General features: G+C 74.8%; 13 protein-coding genes. 2 read left to right on the top strand and 11 right to left on the bottom strand.

What is annotated here, in order from left to right:
• Nucleotides 1–68 precede the first annotated feature (68 nt).
• From AB0K17_RS21970 to dnaE, 11 genes are all read right to left on the bottom strand, one after another.
• Nucleotides 69–443 (bottom strand): GntR family transcriptional regulator, encoded by a 375-nt coding sequence (locus AB0K17_RS21970; RefSeq protein ID WP_365983948.1) that lies wholly within the window; start codon nucleotides 441–443, stop codon nucleotides 69–71.
• A 9-nt stretch (nucleotides 444–452) separates the two neighbouring features.
• Nucleotides 453–2,303, bottom strand: coding sequence for an asparagine synthase (glutamine-hydrolyzing) (gene asnB / locus AB0K17_RS21965; RefSeq protein WP_365983947.1), 1,851 nt, complete (start codon nucleotides 2,301–2,303; stop codon nucleotides 453–455).
• A 111-nt stretch (nucleotides 2,304–2,414) separates the two neighbouring features.
• A complete protein-coding gene (locus AB0K17_RS21960) occupies nucleotides 2,415–3,581 on the bottom strand; it encodes a type III PLP-dependent enzyme (RefSeq protein ID WP_365983946.1) in 1,167 nt (388 codons plus the stop codon).
• Nucleotides 3,578–5,290: an IucA/IucC family protein gene (locus tag AB0K17_RS21955; protein WP_365983945.1), complete on the bottom strand. Its 1,713-nt coding sequence runs from the start codon at nucleotides 5,288–5,290 to the stop codon at nucleotides 3,578–3,580. Before AB0K17_RS21955 ends, AB0K17_RS21960 begins: the two co-directional genes overlap by 4 nt.
• A 57-nt stretch (nucleotides 5,291–5,347) precedes the next feature.
• Nucleotides 5,348–5,596 (bottom strand): hypothetical protein, encoded by a 249-nt coding sequence (locus AB0K17_RS21950; protein ID WP_365983944.1) that lies wholly within the window; start codon nucleotides 5,594–5,596, stop codon nucleotides 5,348–5,350.
• The gene (locus AB0K17_RS21945; RefSeq protein ID WP_365983942.1) at nucleotides 5,593–6,813 is read right to left on the bottom strand and encodes a siderophore biosynthesis protein; all 1,221 of its coding nucleotides are present in this window, start codon (nucleotides 6,811–6,813) and stop codon (nucleotides 5,593–5,595) included. Before AB0K17_RS21945 ends, AB0K17_RS21950 begins: the two co-directional genes overlap by 4 nt.
• Before the next feature lie 110 nt (nucleotides 6,814–6,923).
• Nucleotides 6,924–8,450, bottom strand: coding sequence for a carboxyl transferase domain-containing protein (locus AB0K17_RS21940; protein WP_365983941.1), 1,527 nt, complete (start codon nucleotides 8,448–8,450; stop codon nucleotides 6,924–6,926).
• 4 nt (nucleotides 8,451–8,454) lie between these two features.
• Entirely contained in the window at nucleotides 8,455–8,988 is a 534-nt protein-coding gene (locus AB0K17_RS21935) for a DUF402 domain-containing protein (RefSeq protein ID WP_365983940.1), read from the bottom strand.
• A gap of 62 nt (nucleotides 8,989–9,050) precedes the next feature.
• Entirely contained in the window at nucleotides 9,051–9,950 is a 900-nt protein-coding gene (locus AB0K17_RS21930) for a triacylglycerol lipase (RefSeq protein ID WP_365969705.1), read from the bottom strand.
• Nucleotides 9,951–10,146: 196 nt separating this feature from the next.
• Complete coding sequence (locus tag AB0K17_RS21925) at nucleotides 10,147–11,202, bottom strand: hypothetical protein (protein WP_365969704.1); 1,056 nt, start codon at nucleotides 11,200–11,202, stop codon at nucleotides 10,147–10,149.
• A gap of 89 nt (nucleotides 11,203–11,291) precedes the next feature.
• Nucleotides 11,292–14,705 (bottom strand): DNA polymerase III subunit alpha, encoded by a 3,414-nt coding sequence (dnaE, locus tag AB0K17_RS21920; RefSeq protein WP_365983965.1) that lies wholly within the window; start codon nucleotides 14,703–14,705, stop codon nucleotides 11,292–11,294.
• Between the two features lie 317 nt (nucleotides 14,706–15,022).
• Between dnaE and AB0K17_RS21915 the strand changes: the two genes are divergently transcribed.
• Together AB0K17_RS21915 and AB0K17_RS21910 are read left to right on the top strand one after the other, a co-directional pair.
• Entirely contained in the window at nucleotides 15,023–16,063 is a 1,041-nt protein-coding gene (locus AB0K17_RS21915) for a DUF3533 domain-containing protein (protein WP_365983963.1), read from the top strand.
• A 450-nt stretch (nucleotides 16,064–16,513) separates the two neighbouring features.
• A complete protein-coding gene (locus tag AB0K17_RS21910; protein ID WP_365969703.1) occupies nucleotides 16,514–16,963 on the top strand; it encodes a subtilase-type protease inhibitor in 450 nt (149 codons plus the stop codon).
• Nucleotides 16,964–16,987: the final 24 nt, after the last annotated feature.

Below are 16,987 nucleotides of genomic sequence, written 5' to 3'. Positions count from 1 at the left end.
GTGTGCGGTGGCTTCGGGTCAACGCCGGTGCGGACAGGGCCGGCTCACCGGCCGGCTCGGGAACCGCCTCAGTCGCCGTAGACCGCCCGCAGGGCGTCGGTGACGGCCGCCAGGGCCGCCGCGCGGTCCGCGCCGAGGCGGTGGGCGCGCTCGGCGTAGGACCGGGCGGCGGCCGCGGTCTCGCGCTCGGCGGTGTCGCCGGGGGCGGCGACGAAGGTGCCGTTGCGGCCGCGGGTCTCGACGACCCCGTCGGCCTCCAGGGCGCGGTACGCCTTGGCGACCGTGTTGGCGGCCAGCCCCAGCTCCTCGGCGAACCCGCGCACGGTGGGCAGCTTGTAGCCGACCGGCAGCACACCGGAGCGGGCGCGCTCGGCGATGCGGGCACGGATCTGCTCGTACGGGGGTTCGGGAGCGTCGGGGTCGACGGTCAGGTGCAGGGCCATGGCCCCATGCTAGAGCGCGAGCTCGGCCCCTTGGCCGGTCAGCCAGCCGTTGAGGTTGAGGACCACCTCGGTGGCGGTGCGGAAGGACTCGCCCGCGCCCTCGGCCAGGGCCTCGGCGACCGCGGCGGAGTCCAGCAGCGGCCGGACCGGCGCGTCGGCCCCCAGGCCCTGCAGCGCGCTGCGCAGGGCCGCGGCGTAGCGGGGGTCCTGGGTGCTGGGGTAGGGGCTCTTGACGCGGTCGGCGACGGCGTCGGGCAGCACGTCGCGCACGGCGGCCCGCAGCAGGGACTTCTCCCGCCCGTCGAAGGTCTTCATCTCCCAGGGAGTGTTGAAGACGTACTCCACGAGCCGGTGGTCGCAGAAGGGCACGCGCACCTCCAGGCCGACGGCCATGCTCATGCGGTCCTTGCGGTCGAGCAGCTGCTGCACGAAGTGGGTCAGGTGCAGGTGGCTGATCTGACGCATGCGCAGCTGCAGGCCGCTCTCCCCCGGCAGCACCGGCACCCGGCCGAGGGCCTCGTGGTAGCGGGCCCGCTGGTAGCCGGGCAGGTCCAGCTTGGCGAGCAGCCCCTTGTCGAGCAGGGCGACGCGGCCGCCGCTGCCAGGCCCGGAGAACTGGTCGGCGACGCCGGCGGCTATCCAGGGGAAGGTGTCGGCCCACACGCTCTGCGGGTCGTGGAACCAGCGGTAGCCGCCGAAGACCTCGTCCGCGGACTCGCCCGACAGCGCGACCGTCGACTGCTCGCGGATGGCCTTGAAGAGCAGGTACAGCGAGACGTCGCCGTCACCGAAACCGGCGGTCGGCATGTCGCGCGCCCGCAGTACGGCCTCGCGGTTGGCCCGCTCCATCAGGGCCGCCGTGTCCAGGACGATGTCGCGGTGGTCGGACCGCACATGCTCGGCCAGCGCGTGGGCGTACGGGCCGTCGGGCGTGCCGCGCAGGCTGTCCGGCGTGAAGTTCTCGGTGTGGCCGGCGAAGTCGACGGAGAAGGACCGCACCGGCCCGCGACCGGCCTGCGCCAGGCCCCTGGCCGCCAGCGCGGTGATGGCCGAGGAGTCCAGGCCGCCCGAGAGCAGGCTGCACAGCGGGACGTCGGCGACGAGCTGGCGGGCGACGATGTCGTCGAGCAGCTCGCGCACGTGCCGCACGGTGGTGTCGGTGTCGTCGGTGTGCTCGCGGGCCTCCAGCCCCCAGTACCGGCGCACGGCCAGCCCCTGACGGCGCACGCGGGCGGTGTGCCCGGGCAGCAGCTCGTACATGCCCTTGTAGACGGCGTGCCCCGGCGTCTTGGTGAAGGCCAGCGCCTCGGCGAGCCCCTCCGCGTCCACGACGGCCCGCACGGCGGGATGCGCGAGGATCGCCTTGGGCTCGGAACCGAAGAGCACGCCGTCGGGAGTCGGGTAGTAGTAGAGGGGCTTGATTCCCATGCGGTCGCGCACGAGGAGGAGTTCCTCGGTACGGGCGTCCCACAGGGCGAAGGCGTACATGCCGTTGAGACGCTCGGTGAACGCCTCGCCCCACTGCAGGTACGCGTGCAGCACGACCTCGGTGTCGCTGCTCGTGCGGAAGGCGTGGCCGTGGGACTCCAGCTCGGCCCGCAGCTCCCGGTAGTTGTACACCTCGCCGCTGTAGGTCAGGGCGAGCAGCGTACGCCCGTCACGCTCCAGCAGCATCGGCTGCCGGCCGCCCTCGATGTCGATGACGGCGAGCCGGCGGTGCCCCAACGCGGCGTGCGCGTCGATCCAGACGCCGCCGGCGTCGGGGCCGCGGCAGATCATGGTGGCGGTCATGGTGTCGAGGACATCTCGACGGGTCGTCAGGTCGGCGTCGAAGGCGACCCATCCGGTGATGCCGCACATGGTGCTTCTCCCTTCGTCGGGGGTGGCGTGTGCGAGGCTACGCCGCAATGAATGTAGACACCATCTACTTTCGGCAAAGGTCGCCGCCCCTGACGGGGCGCCCCCAGGGGCTCAGCCCGCCGCAGGCGCCCCCACCACGTGGAACGTCGGGCGCGGGTGCATCAGGAACTCATGGTGCGAGATGTTCCACGCGTACGCCCCCGCCATCGCGAACGCGATGCGGTCGCCCTCCGCGAGTCGTTCGACGCGCACCCGCGCCGCCAGCACGTCCTTCGGCGTGCACAGTTGCCCCACCACCGTCACCGGTTCGTCGGTCACCGCCGGCCGCCCCTGCTGCCCGCGCGGCAGGACCGTGAAGGGCTGGTCGTGGCCCTTCGTCACCGGTGTGCGCAGGTGGTGGGTTCCGCCTCGCACGACCGCGAACGCCTCGCCGTAGCTGCGCTTGAGGTCCAGGACGTCGGTGACGTACCACCCGCAGTACGCCGTGAGGGCGCGCCCCGGCTCCACGCGCAGCGTGAACGCGGGGTACTGCCGTGACAGCCGCCGCAGGCCGGCCCCGTACGCGCTCCAGTCGAAGCGTGCCTCGGGGTGGCGGTAGTCGACGGCCATGCCGCCGCCGAGGTTGAGTTCGCCGGCCGGCAGGCGTGCGGCCGCCCAGGCGGCGACCTGCTGCGCCACGGCCAGCTGGGCAGGGGCGTCGAGGCCGCTGGCCAGGTGGGCGTGGATGCCGCGCAGCCGTACCGGCGAGTCGCGCAGCAGGGTCATGCAGCGTTCCGCCGCGGCCGGGTCGAGGCCGAAGGGGCCGGGGCGTCCGCCCATGGCGAGGGCGGCGCCGCCCAGGCTGCCTTCGCGTACCGGCAGGTTGACCCGCAGCAGGACGTCGGTGGCCGCGGTGCCGAGGAGGCCGAGTTCCCGCTCGCTCTCGACGTGGAGGCGTTCGACGCCCTCGGTCAGGGCCAGGCGCAGTTCCTGGGGGGTCTTTCCGGGCCCGCCGAAGGCCAGGGGGGGCCGTCCGGGCAGGACGCGCCGTACGTGGAGCAGTTCGCCGCCGGAGGAGACCTCGTAGCCGTCGACGTGCGGGGCGAGAGCGCGCAGGACGGCCGGGTCGGGGTTGGCCTTGGTCGCGTAGTACAGCTCGACGTCCGCCGGCAGTGCCGCCCGCACCGCCCGGGCGTGCTCGGCGAGGGCGGCGACGTCGTGGACGTAGGCGGGCAGTGCGTCGCCCGGCAGTGCCTCGGCGCAGGCCGCGACCCGTGGCGTGATCGGCGGCGTGGTCACGACGAGAGGGCTTTCAGCAGTCCGGAGCCCAGGGGTGAGCCGATGCGCACGTAGCCCGCGTCCCGGTCCGCCTTGCGTTCCCAGCGGGTGAGCAGGTTGGCCTTGGCCGGCAGCGGGGCGCCCGCGATCAGGGCGCGCAGGGGGCGGGGGTGGCCGTGGGCGGCGGCGCAGCCGGCGAGTGCGCGGCGCACGGCGCACCACAGCCGCGCCTCGAGGTGGGGGTGGCGGTCGGCGAGGGCGGCGAGCATCTCGGCGAGGTGGTTGACGACCAGGCAGTACACGACGCGGTCCCAGCCGCGTGCGGCGTCGTAGGTCAGCGGCGCGGCGACGCCCGGTTCCAGGGTGGCCAGGGTCCGGGCGTGGTGTGCGGCCAGGAGTTTGGTGCCTTCGAGGTCGCGCAGCAGCACTTGGCGGGGGGTGCCGGCCGCATCGACGCCAATAACGACGTTCTGCAGGTGGGGTTCGAGGACGACGCCGTGGTCGAAGAAGGCGGCGAGGACCGGTGGCACGAGCAGCTTCAGGTAGGTCTCCCACCAGGTGAGCGCCTGCTGTTCGCCGGCGCCGGCGAGCAGGTGGTTCAGCTGGGCGGGCCCGGTGGGGTACTCGTCGGCGACGGCGGCGGCCAGCAGCGCGGTCAGTCCCGGTGCGAGCCGGCTGCCCAGTCCCTCGCGGACGATGACGCCGAAGCCCTCGACGAGGTCGCGGCTGCCGACGTCGAGGGTGCGGTAGGCGGGCTCGCGCAGCAGCACCGTGCCGGGGAAGCGGGCGGCCAGGTCGGCGGCCACGGGCTCCAGCAGCCGGGTGAGGGCGACGGCGCCGGCCAGCTCGTACTCGGCGTTCTTGCGCAGGCAGTTGGTGATGCGGATGTTGAGGCTGCACTTGAGGAAGTCGCGGCCGTCGTAGAGCGTGCGCACCGAGGCGGTCGGCCAGAACCGCGTGCCGCGCGGCCCCAGGTCGAGCACGGCGCCGCGGCGCAGCGCGGCCCGCAGGGCGGGGTGGCGGCGCAGCATGGCGTACTGCCAGGGGTGGACGGGCAGCAGGAGGTGGCCGGGCGGTACGCGGCCGAGCCGGTCGAGGGCGCTCAGGGCGGGCGCCCCGGTGCTCTCCTGCCGTATGTGCTCGGGGCGTACGGCCAGGTGGCGCAGGGCGAAGCGGGCGCCGGCCTCGGGGGCGTAGCGGGCCCAGTGGGCGCCGGAGCCGGTGCGGGCCTTGGGGGTGGGGTGGAAGCGGTGGCCGAAGAGCAGGGACTGCTCGGAGTTGCGGTAGCGGTCCGCGGCGGCCGCCGGGACGGCGCCGGCCCGGTGGGCGGCCAGGGCGGCGCGGACGCCGGCGTGGGTGGCCGCGACCTGTTCGGGGAACTCGTCGTTGCGCACCCCGGTGCGCAGCAGCAGTTCGTGGTGGATGCGCTCGGCCAGGCCCTGCCAGGACAGCTCGCCGAAGGTGCCGCCCCGTTCCTCGGCGACGGGTCCGGCCAGGCGGTGGGCGCCGATCAGGGAGGCGCGGCGCAGCCGGACCCGCAGCAGGGTCCCGCTGCGCGGCAGGCGCAGCAGCAGGTGGCCGTCGCTGACGGCGGTGTGGTGCCCGGGGCCGCAGACCTCGCGCAGCAGGCAGTTGAGCAGGGTGTGGGCGACGACGTGGCCGGCCTCGGGCAGGGCGGCGGGGACGGCCGCGGCCACGGCGGAGGCGGCGGCGTAGGGGGCTGAGGTCATCTCGGCGACTCCAGGGGTGGCGGGCGTGCGGGGGCGGGCCGTCGGCGCGTGGGCGGATCAGCGCGCGGTGGGGCGCAGGTGCTCCTCGGTCGGGCCGGGCCGGGCGCGGCCGGTGGAAGGGACGGGGTGGTCGCGGAGGACGGCCACGGTGTCGTGGGCGAGGGAGCCGCGCAGGCCGTGCACCGGGCCGCCGGCGCCGGTGCGCAGCCGGTGGGCGTCCTCGCGCAGCAGGGCGCCGAGCACCCGGGCCGGCAGCTCCTCCTCCAGGGCGTCCCGGGCCGTGGCGGGCGTGGTGGCGGTGCTCATGGGACGATCTCCCATCGCCGTGCGGCCAGGAATGCCGCGACGGCGCGGTCGATCCGGTCCTCGTCGGTACCGGTCGCCCGCAGCACCCCCAGGTAGTCGCGGTTCGTGCGGTGATGCGGGTGCTCCTCGCCGACCTCGCGCAGCGGCCGGTAGACCAGCCGGACACCGTCGCGCTCGGTCTCGCTCGGCCCGGGCGCGGCCTTGAGGGTGCCGCCGCGCCCGGCGCACACGTACTCGATACGTACCCGTCTTCCGCACCCCGCCGCACCCGCGGGCAGGGGCGGCATCTCGCCGAGATGCACGCGCAGGACGAGGTCGAAGTAGGGCAGGTCGAGGGCTTCGGCGAGGGCGAGGTCGCACTGGTCGCCGATGGAGCGGTAGTTGACCTCGATGATGCGGGCGCGCCCGCCCTGGGCGACGTATTCGGTGTGGCAGGCGCCGAAGCCGATGCCCAGGGCCTGCAGTTGTGCCGCGACGTGGGCGCTGTGCGGCTGCGGGAGCGCCGGCAGCAGGTCCATGCGCTCCTCGACGAAGTGGGGCGGCGGGGAGAGGGTGGCGCGGAAGGCGGCGAGCAGGTGCAGGGCGGTGCCGTCGCCGAGGGTCTCCAGGCTCTGCAGGGGGCCGCTCAGGTACTCCTCGGCGACGAGGGCGGCACCGGGGCGGCGGGCGCGTATCTCGCGCACGCGGGCGGCCAGTTCCGCCCCGTCGCCCACCAGGACGACGTCCTCGCTGGCCACGCCCTCGCGGGGCTTGAGCACGCAGGGGAAGGGCAGGCCGGTGAGCGTGCGCGGGTCGTGGCCGGGGGGCAATTCGGCGCAGCGGACGGCGTCCAGGCCGCGCGCGGCCAGGGCGCGGCGCAGTTCGGCCTTGTTCTTGGCGCGCAGGGCGGCGCGCCAGTCCTTGCCGGGCAGGGCGAAGTAGGCGGCGGTGAGGGCGGTCTGCACCTGGAGGTGGTCGCTGTTGGTGAAGACGGCGTCGGGCCGGCCGAGGGCGGAGATGGTCGCGATGCAGGCGCGGAAGTCGCTGACGTCGCAGGCGAGGACGTCGAGCGGGGGCAGCGGGGCGCGGCCCGCCGCCGTGTGCCGGGCGTGGGCGCGCCGGTGGGCCTCGGGCCGGTCGGTGAGCACGGTGACGGCGAGCCCGAGGCGGGCGGCGGCGGGCAGGTAGCCCTCGGTGACGGAGTCGGTGGGGTTGAGCGCGAGAAGATGCAGCCGCACGGGGGCACCTTTCGGTCGGCCGACGGGGTACGAGGGCGCGTACGTCCGAGGGGCCGGCGCGGGGCGGGGTGCGCGGGCGCGCGGCGGGGCGGGGCGGCGGGGCCGGCGGGTCAGCCGGTGGTGCCGAGCCGCCGGTAGCGGGCACGCCGTGCCCGCAGCCTCTCGTGCCGGTCGCCCGCCCTGAGAGCAGCCATGTCCGCTCCGATCACCCGGCCGAGGTCCGAAAGGAAGTCCGCGCCCTCTGCGTCCTCCTCCACGATGCGGTCCACGATCCCGTTCGCCAAGAGGTCGGCGGAGCGCACGCCCTGGCGGGCGGCGACCTCGTGGGCCCGGTCGGTGGTGCGGTGCAGGATCGCGGAGGCGCCCTCGGGCGGCAGCGGCGAGAGCCAGGCGTGCCGGGCGGCCACCACGCGGTCGGCGGGCAGCAGGGCGAGTGCGGCACCGCCGGCGCCCTGGCCGAGCAGCAGGCACAGGGTGGGTGCGGGGAGGTTGACCAGGTCGGCCAGGCAGCGTGCGATCTCGCCGGCGAGCCCGCCCTCCTCGGCCTCCTTCGACAGCGCGGCGCCTGCCGTGTCGACGACGCTGAGCAGGGGCAGGTCGAGTTCGGCGGCGATGCGCATGCCGCGCCGGGCGGCGCGCAGTCCGGCGGGGCCCAGGGCCTGCCCGGGGGCCGCCGGGGTGGCGCGGGTGCCGCGGTCGTGGGCGAGGACGACGCAGGGGGTGCCGCCGACGCGGGCGAGGGCCAGCAGCAGGCCGGGGTCGCGCTCCCCGGCGCCGGTGCCGCTGAGCAGGGTGACGTCGGTGGCGGCGGCCTTCAGCAGCTCCCGTACGCCGGGGCGCCCGCTCTCGCGCGAGCGCCGGATCGACTCCTCGGCGGACGGGACGGGGCCGCCGGCGTCGGCCGCCGGGCCGGTGGGCGGTGCGGTGGGCGGTGCGGTGGTGGTGTCCCGGTCGCACAGGACGGCCAGTGCCCGGGCCGCGGTCCCCGGCAGCTCCGCGGGCGGCAGCACGGCGTCCACCAGGCCGTTGGCCAGCAGGTTCTCGGCGACCTGCACGCCGGGCGGGAACTCCTCGCCGTACAGGGCCTGGTGCACCCGCGGGCCCAGGAAGCCGATGAGGGCGCCGGGTTCGGCCGCGGTGAGGTGGCCGAGGGACCCCCAGGAGGCCAGCACCCCGCCGGTGGTGGGATGGCGCAGATAGACCAGGTAGGGCAGCCCGGCGGCCTTGTGGTCGGTGATGGCGGCGGCCACCTTGACCATCTGCAGGAAGGCGACGGTGCCCTCCTGCATACGGGTGCCGCCGGAGGCCGGTGCGGCCAGCAGCGGCAGCCGCTCGGCCGTCGCCCGCTCCACGGCCCGTACCAGCCGCTCCCCCGCCGCGACCCCGATCGATCCGGCCAGGAAGCGGAACTCGCAGGCCACGACGGCCACCCGGCGGCCGTGCACCCGCCCCTCGCCGGTGACGACGGACTCGTCCAGGCCGGTGCGCTCGCGGGCGGCGAGCAGGTCGGCGCGGTAGGCGGGGTCCTCGGTGGTGACGTCGACGGGCTCGTCCCAGGGCCGCCAGCTGCCGGGGTCCACGGCGGTGCGGATCAGGTCGAGGGCGGGCACGGGTGCCGGTCTGCTGCGCTCGGTCATGCGGTCAGCCTGCCACGGGGCCGCCGAGCAGGTCGTCGAGGCCGCCGGCGCGCACCAGGGCCTCCAGTTCGTCCAGCGTCCGCGCGGCCGCGGCCGCCGCCTGCGGATCCCGCTCGGCCAGGCCGCTGGCGGCGAACTCGTCCTCGTCCAGGCGCAGTACGGTGGCCCCATCGGCCGAGACCCACAGGTCCAGGTCGAGGTCCTCGACGACGACCTGGCCGGCCGTGACGCCGGCGGGGCGCGTGATGTCGCAGTACCAGCCCTTGAGCGAGCCGTCGGCCTGCCGCACCTCCTTGACGGAGAACCAGCGGTCGCGCCAGTAGTGCTCGGTGAAGACGTCGCCCTGCTCGAACCGTACGAAGCCGAAGTCCCGCACCGGCGGCCCGGCCCAGGGGGCGCGTACGGCGAGACGGGTGCCGTCGTCGTGGAGGACCTCCGCCGGGTAGCGGACCTTCTCCTTGCCTGCCTTGGTCAGCACGATGGTCGCGGTGGTGCCCGGGGCGAGAGGGGGATGCGTGTTCATGGGATGCGTGTTCATGGGGGCAGCCTCTCCCGCACCGGGCGACCGGGCCAGCGATTTACGCCGGCGTGTCAGCGTGCTCAGCTCACCATCGACGCGCAGGTCGAGGGGGTGGCGCGGGTGGGGTCGAGGGTGTTGGTGATCTCGTGGAAGACCACCCGGTCGATCGTGCCGATGGTCACGTGCATCGAGATGTCGATCGGGCACAGGTCCTGCAGGAGCACGTTGCGCACGTCGGGGCCGCTGAGGAAGCCGGAGGTGTAGGGCGTGACGACCTCGTCGTAGCGGGTGGCGATGACGGTGTAGTGCACGCCCGGGACGGTGTCGCCGCCCTCGTTGAGCCGGCGCAGGAAGTCCGAGCCGACGGCCTGGTCGGTCAGGCCCGGCGCGGTGCCGCCGATGGCGGCGCGGGCACCGGGGACGGCGTCCATGAGTTTGGTCAGGCCGCTGAGGGTGGTGCCGTGGTTGGTGGGGGCCACGGCGATGAGGGAGTTGACCTTGGGGGCACCGCCGAGGAACTTCAGGTAGTAGCGGGGCATCATGCCGCCCTGCGAGTGGCCGACGATGTCGACCTTCTTCGCGCCGGTGGCGGCCAGCACCTTGTCGACGTACCGGGCCAGTTGGCCGGCCGATTCCGCGACGGGGCCCAGGCCGTGGAAGAGCGGGACGCCGGGGAGCTGGCCGTAGTCGAGGGAGAAGACGCAATAGCCCCGGGCGGTCAGATAGGGGGCGAGCGCGAGCCAGTTGTCGACGGAGTTCCCGAGGGTTCCGTGGGAGAGGACGACGGGACGGGGATGGGCGGCGGACGGTTTGCACGTGTAGTCGTTCCAGCCGCTGCTGACGGTGCCGGCGGTGCGGGTACCGGCCGGGGCAGCCGTCGCGACCTGCGGCGTCGCGACGATCGCCAGGGTCAGGGCGAGGGCGGCCAGAAGGGACCGGAGGGGGGCGGCACATCTCCATCGGGCATGGCGAAGGCGCACGGTAACTCCTTTTACGGCAGGGGGAGTTACCCCCGTTAAGTTACGGGGGTGTAAACTTACTTTCGAGTAGGGTGCGTGCCGTTCACCTGGACGTCAAGAAAAAGGACAGGAATTCCAGCAATCGACCCAGGAGTTGATCCATTCCGGCCATGGCCGGACAGGGACGGCCCGAGGGAACGATGAGGCCGCCGAACAGCTACGCCGCCCCCGGCTCCCGTACGTCCAGCGCCGCGGCCGGCCCCACCGCCCCCGTGCCGAAACGCGCCCGCGCCCGGTCCATCGCCGCCTCCACCCGGCGCGCCTTCTCGTCGGCCGGATCGAACGTCAGCTGGTGCGCGGCCGACCGCCCGTCGCCCACCCCCTCCGCCCGCAGCGCCACCGCCCGCACCCGGGCCCGCTGCAGGGCCAGTGCCTCGTGCAGCGCATACGCCGCGGCGATCAGCTCCGGACCGTGCGCGGTCGGCTCGGCGAACGCCCGGGACCGCGTGCTGGACGAGCCGTCCGCGTACCGCACGGTCAGCTTCAGGGCCCGCGCCACCTGCCCGCCCGCCCGCATCCGGGCACCCAGCCCGTCCGCGAGCGCCAGCAGCGCACGGCGACGGTGCTCCGCATCCAGCTCGTCGGCGCGGAAACGGTGCTCGACACCGAGGGACACGGCACGGGCGTCGGGCGTCACCGGCGTCGGATCGATGCCGCGCGCCCGCTCGTGCAACCGCCGCCCGGCGGCCGCGCCGAGGATGCGCTGCAACGCGGAGACCGGGGCGGCCGCGACCCGGCCCACCGTGTCCAGGCCGTACGTGCGCAGGGTACGGGCGGTGGCCGGGCCGACGCCGTACAGGGCGGCGACGGGCTTGTCCGCCAGGAATTCGGCAGCCGCCGCGTCCCCCTCCGGGAGGGCGCGCACGGCTCCCGCGGGGCCGTCCTGCGCCGCCATGCGGGCGAGCATGGGGTTGGCCGCGATGCCGATCGTGCAGTCGACGCCGTACCGGGCGAGGGTGCGCACGCGCAGCAGATCGGCCAGCTCGGCCGGATCGTGCCCGAAGTAGCGCACGGCGCCGCGGACGTCCATGAGGGCGGCGTCGGGAGGCAGGACCTGTACGACGGGCGTGACCTCGGCGAGCAGCCCGAGAAGCCCGTCGAACGTCTCCTCGTCGAGGACGCCGCGGGCCCGGGCGGGGTGGAAGTGCACGTAGAGGGTGGTGGCGGTGGCGGTTTCCTCCCCCGCCCCGCCCCTTCCCGGCGGTATCGGCATGGGGCTGCGCCGCGGGGGGAGCTTCGCCCCCGGTCCAGGCTGCCGGGGCTCCGCGCCGGCAGCCTGGACCACGGAAAGCCGGCGCGCAGTCATCGGCCCGCGCTCCCCTGGCTCGCATGCCACAGCTTGCGCCCCGTGGGCGCGCCCTCGCCCGCCGGGCGGAGGTCGGCCCACGGGTGCATCTCGTAGCCGGTGGGCATCTCGATGCGGCGTTCGGGTTCCGGCCCGGCGGCCCGGGCCCCGTCCGCCGGGGCGGCGGCGAGGAGCTCGGCCACCGCCCCCAGCCCGCCTTCCTTCCGCACGCGCAGCAGCGCGGAGAGATCCCACGCCGCCGCCCCCACCACGCTCAGGCTCCGCGGCCCCCGCCGCTGCACCACGCCGCGGACGAGCAGCAGCCAGGAGTGGAAGACGGTGTGGGCGCACGTCGCGTGGCTGTCGTCGAAGAAGGCGCAGTCGACGAGGCCGGTGCCGTCGTCGAGGGTGGTGAAGATGACGCGTCGGCCGGAGCGCACCGGCGGGGTCTGGGTGGCGGCCTTGGCGCCGGCGACCAGCACGGTTTCGCCGTGGCGGGCGTCGCGCAGCCGTCGGGCCGGGGTGACGCCGAGTTCGGTGAGGAACTGCCGGTGGTCGGTCATCAGGTGGCGCGAGGTGTCCATGCCGAGGACGTCGAGTTCGGCGCCGAGGCGTTCGCGGGCGTCGAGGTCGGGCAGGCCGATGGGTTCGGCCTGGGCACTGTCGATGAGCGTGGGCTGGTTCGTCCTCGCGTGCCGTCCGCCGTGGTGGAGTTCGGCGATGTGCAGCAGCAGGTCGCGCCGGTTGGTGCCGAAGGCGTCGAGCGCGCCGACGCGGGCGAGGCGTTCGGCGACGGGGCGGGCGGGCCGGGCCCGTTGCCACAGGTCGGGCAGGGAGGTGTAGGGGCGGCCGGCCGCGATGCGCTCGGCCTCGGCCTTGGCGATGCCCTGGACTTCGGACAGGGCGAGTCGGAGCCCCCACACTCCATCAGACACCAGTTCGATCGAATAGGCCGTTCCCGAACGGTTCACGTCCAGCGGCAGGATCGGCACCCCGTGCCGCCGCGCGTCGGCGAGCAGCAGTCGCTTGGGGTACATGCCGGGGTCGTGGGTGAGCAGTCCGGCGTAGAAGGCCGCGGGGTGGTGGGCCTTGAGCCAGGCGGACTGGTAGGTGGGTACGGCGAAGGCCACGGCGTGGGCCTTGCAGAAGCCGTAGGCCCCGAAGGCCTCGACGATCTCCCAGGTGCGCCGGACGACCTCGTCGCTGTAGCCGCGTTCCTTGGCCCTGGCCTCGAACCAGGCCCGGACGCGGCCCTGCAGGTGGGGTTCGGACAGGGCGCGGCGGCTCTCGTCGGCGAAGCCGCGGTCGCAGCCGGTCATGATGCGCAGGATCTCGATGATCTGCTCGTGGAAGACGACCACGCCGTGGGTCTCGCCGAGGGTCTCGGCGAGGTCGGGGTGCGGGTAGCGGGCGGGGGCGCGGCCGTGCCGGGCGGCGATGAAGGGGCGGACCATGTCGGCCGCGACGGGGCCGGGCCGGAAGAGGGAGATGTCGACCACGAGGTCGTGGAAGTTCTCGGGCTGCAGCCGGCCGATCAGGTCCCGCTGGCCGGGCGATTCGATCTGGAAGCAGCCGAGTGTCTCGGCGGAGCGGATGAGCCGGTACGTCCGCCGGTCGCCCGGCGGCACCTGTGCGGGGTCGTCGAGGTCGATGCGGCGGCCGGTGGCTCGGTGGATCTCGGCGACGGCGTGGGCCATGGCGGACTGCATCCGCACGCCCAGGACGTCGAGCTTGAGCAGTCCGAGGTCCTCGACGTCGTCCTTGTCGAACTGCGACATCGCAAATCCCTCGCCGCTGGTCGGCACGACGGGGGTGCGGGCCCGCAGGGAGGCGTCGGAGAGCAGGACGCCGCAGGGGTGCATGGCGATGCCGCGGGGCAGTCCGTCGAGGGCCTCGACCAGTTCCCACAGCCGGCCGTGGTCCTCGGCGGCGACGGCGCGCAGTTCGGGCAGTTCGGCCAGGGCGGCGCGGGCGTCGCGGGCGCGGATGTGGGGGAAGGCCTTGGCGAGCCGGTCGACCTCGGCCGGCGCCATGCCGAGGGCCGCGCCGACGTCGCGGATCGCGTGCCGGATGCGGTAGGTCTCGGGCATGGAGACGGTGGCGACGCGGTCCTCGCCGAAGCGTTCGAAGATCGCGCGGTAGACCTCCAGGCGGCGGGCGGACTCGACGTCGATGTCGATGTCGGGCAGCGCGGCCCGCCGGGTGGACAGGAAGCGCTCCATCAGCAGGTGGTGGGCGACGGGGTCGGCGTGGGCGATGCCGAGCAGGTGGTTGACGAGGGAGCCGGCGCCGGAGCCGCGTGCGGTGACGCGGATGCCGAGGGCGCGGGTGTCGTCGACGACCCGGGCGACGGTCAGGAAGTACGAGGGGAAGCCGCGCTGTTCGATGATGGCGAGCTCCTCCTCCAGCCGGTCCCAGTAGCGGCGGTCGCGGTCGTGGCCGCGGCGCACCATGGCGGCGGCGCAGCGGGAGCGCAGCACGCGGGCGGCGGTGCGGCGGTCGGCGCCGACGAGGTGGGGTTCGGGGAAGTGGACGGAGCCCAGGCCCAGGTCGTCCTCGGGGTCGACCAGGCAGGCGGCGGCGCTCTCCTCGGTGGCGGCGAGCAGCCGGTGGGCGCCCGTGCGGCCCTGGCCGGCGGCCTCGGCGATGCGGGCGGCCACGTCGGCCATGCGGGCGCCGTCCTTGAGCCAGCGTTCGCCGCCGTCGTGCTGCTCGGGCCGGCGGGGGTCGACGGGCACCAGGAGACGGGCGGAGTCCAGGACGTCGGCGACGGGCCCCTGGCCGGGGTCGGCGTAGCGGACGGCATTGCTGAGGACGGCGCGTACGCCCTCCTCGGCGGCGAAGCCGACGGTGCGGGCGGCGAGCCGCAGGGAGCCGGGGCCGGTGCCGGTGCGGCCGTGCCAGACGGCCTCCAGCCGCAGGGCGTCACCGAACATTTCCCGCCAGGGGGCGAGCAGCCGGGCGGCGCGGTCGGGGCGGCCGGCGGCCAGGGCGCGGCCGACCTCGGAGCCGGGGCCGAGCAGCACGGTCAGCGGGGTGCGCAGGCCGGCGGCGGCACCGGCCAGGTCGGCGCGGGTCAGCCCGGGGCGTTCGGTGCCGCCGGCGTGGGCGGCGGAGACCAGGCCGCACAGGGCGGCCCAGCCGCGGGCGCCGTCGCGGGCGAGGAAGACGGCGCGGGGGGCGGACTCGTCGACGAAGGCCCCGCCGCGTGCGGGGGTGCGGCGGCGCGTCCCGGCGGGTCCGGGCTCGGGCAGCGGGTCGGGTACGGCGAGGTCCACGCCGAACAGCGGGCGCACCCCGGCCCGGGCCGCGGCCCTGGCGAAGCGCACGGCGCCGGCCAGGGAGTCGCGGTCGGTCAGGGCGAGCGCGTCCAGGCCGCGCTCGGCGGCGCGCTCGGCCAGCCGCTCGGGGTGCGTGGCGCCGTAGCGCATCGAGAAGCCCGAGGCGGTGTGCAGGTGTGTGAACGCGGGGACCGCCACAGCCGTCGCACCTCCTGCCGCTCGCGCTCACTCCATGGCCGAATCCTTTCGCCCTCCCTGTCACCACCATAAACCACTTCTCGAACGTTCGTACGAATCCCGTGCGAGGCCTGCCTCCGATCGCCCCCGGCCACCCGAACGGCCCGCCCGGCCTGCGCACGGCCGCACGCGATCGCAGGCTGGGCGGCGAGGAGCGACGGCAGCAGGACGAGACGGCAGCAGGACGACGCGAGACGGCAGCGGGAGACGCAGCGAGCAAGGAGCGGCGCATGGTCCACGACCCCGGCGGTGCCACCCGCTTCCTCGGGGAGGTCCGCAGCGCGGTCACGGGCCGGGCGGCCGCCCTGGTGATCGGCACCCTGGTGCTGCAGCTGGCGTTCATCGCCTCCTACGTCGGCGCCTTCCACCGGCCGAAGCCGGCGGACATCTCCCTTGGCGTGGTCGCGCCCGGCCCGGTGGCGACGCAGGTGGTGCAGCAACTGGGGGCGCTGCCCGGGCACCCGCTGGAGCCCACCGCGGTGGCCGACGAGGCGACGGCGCGGCGGCGGATCGGCGAGCGGGAGCTGGACGCCGCGCTGGTCGTCGACCCGCGCGGCACCACCGACACCCTCCTGGTCGCCGGCGGGGCCGGGGCCTCGCTCGCCCAGGCCACCGAGGCGGTGCTCACCCGGGCCGAGCAGGCCCAGCAGCGCGCGCTGAAGGTGCTCGACGTGGCCCCGGCGGCGGCCGGCGACGCCCGGGGACTGACCTCGTTCTACCTGGCGGTCGGCTGGTGCGTGGGCGGCTACCTGTGCGCCGCGATCCTCGCCATCAGCGCCGGGGCCCGGCCCGCCAACACGCACCGCGCGCTGATCCGGCTCGGCGTCCTGGCCCTCTACGCCCTCGCGGCGGGGCTGCTGGGTGCGGTGATCGCCGGGCCGGTGCTGGACGCGCTGCCCGGCAGCCTGCCGGGACTGTGGGGGCTGGGCGCCCTGACGGTCTTCGCGGTCGGTGCACTCACCCTGGCCCTGCAGGGGCTGGCGGGGGTGGTGGGCATCGGGCTGGCGATCGCGCTGGTGGTGGTGCTGGGCAATCCCAGCGCGGGCGGCGCCTACCCCTACCCGCTGCTGCCGCCGTTCTGGCGGGCCATCGGCCCGGCGCTGCCCCCGGGCGCCGGCACCTGGTCGGCGCGCTCCGTCGCCTACTTCCACGGCAACGGGCTGACCTGCCCGCTGCTGGTGCTGTCCGGGTGGGCGGTGGCGGGCACGCTGGTCGCCCTGGGCCTCGCCCTGCGGCGTACGCACGGAACGACAGACCGAACGGTCGGTTAGAGCGGTCTTCGGTCATTGCTGCGGCATGCCACGACCACCCCGGCCGTCGCACGGGCAACCGGGCGCACCCTTTTCGGCCGGACGACGCGAGGCCTCCGCAGGCCGGCTCGCAGGGCTTTGGATCCAATGGTCAACGCCGCCGCAAGTCATGTTTTCTCAGGCTCATTTGATAATTCATCAGAGAATTCAAGGAATCCTTGCAGGTCAACACGCCTGAAACATTGCTTCCCCCGCTTCCCTCCCAAGCCGGGCGCGAGCACACCCCCAGCACTCGCGCGACGCCCCGGGGAGATCGTCCGGCCACAGAAGCGGACAGGAATCCAGCCACACCACTCCACTACGCAGGGTCCTCGCGCAGCGACTGAAAGTGTTCGATGAGAGTGCGTTCATGCACGAGTTGAGCAAGACTGCCGTCCGTTATCTGCAGCCACGAGCAAGGGAGTGTTCGCAATGCGGTACATCACTGGGGGACTCGCGCTGGGAGCCGCGGTGGCGCTGGGCGGCCTGATGGCAGCCGGAACGTCGGCGAGCGCCGCCCCCACGCCCATACCCGCGGCACAGACGCAGAGTCTGTACGCGCCCTCAGCGCTCGTACTGACCATCGGCCAGGGCGACTCCGCGGTCGCCTCGGGAATACAGCGCGCGGTGACGCTCACCTGTACGCCCAAGCCCAGCGGCACTCACCCGAACACCCAGGGTGCCTGTGCGCAACTGCGCCAGGCCGGCGGTGACTTCACCAAGATCACCCAGGTCAAGGAGGGCACGTTCTGCACCCGTGAGTGGAACCCGAGCGTGGTCACCGCCCAGGGCGTGTGGGAGGGCCGCCGAGTGAACTTCGAGCACACCTTCGCCAACCCGTGCGAGCTGAAGGCGGGCAAGGGCCTGGTCTTCGAGTTCTGACCGGCCCGGCGTGGGCGCGGCCCC

This window comes from Streptomyces sp. NPDC049585 (genome assembly GCF_040675615.1).
GTDB classification, from domain to species: domain Bacteria; phylum Actinomycetota; class Actinomycetes; order Streptomycetales; family Streptomycetaceae; genus Streptomyces; species Streptomyces luteosporeus.
The sequence above is the reverse complement of the archived record's forward strand: the minus strand, read 5'-3'. Positions and strand labels throughout refer to the sequence as shown.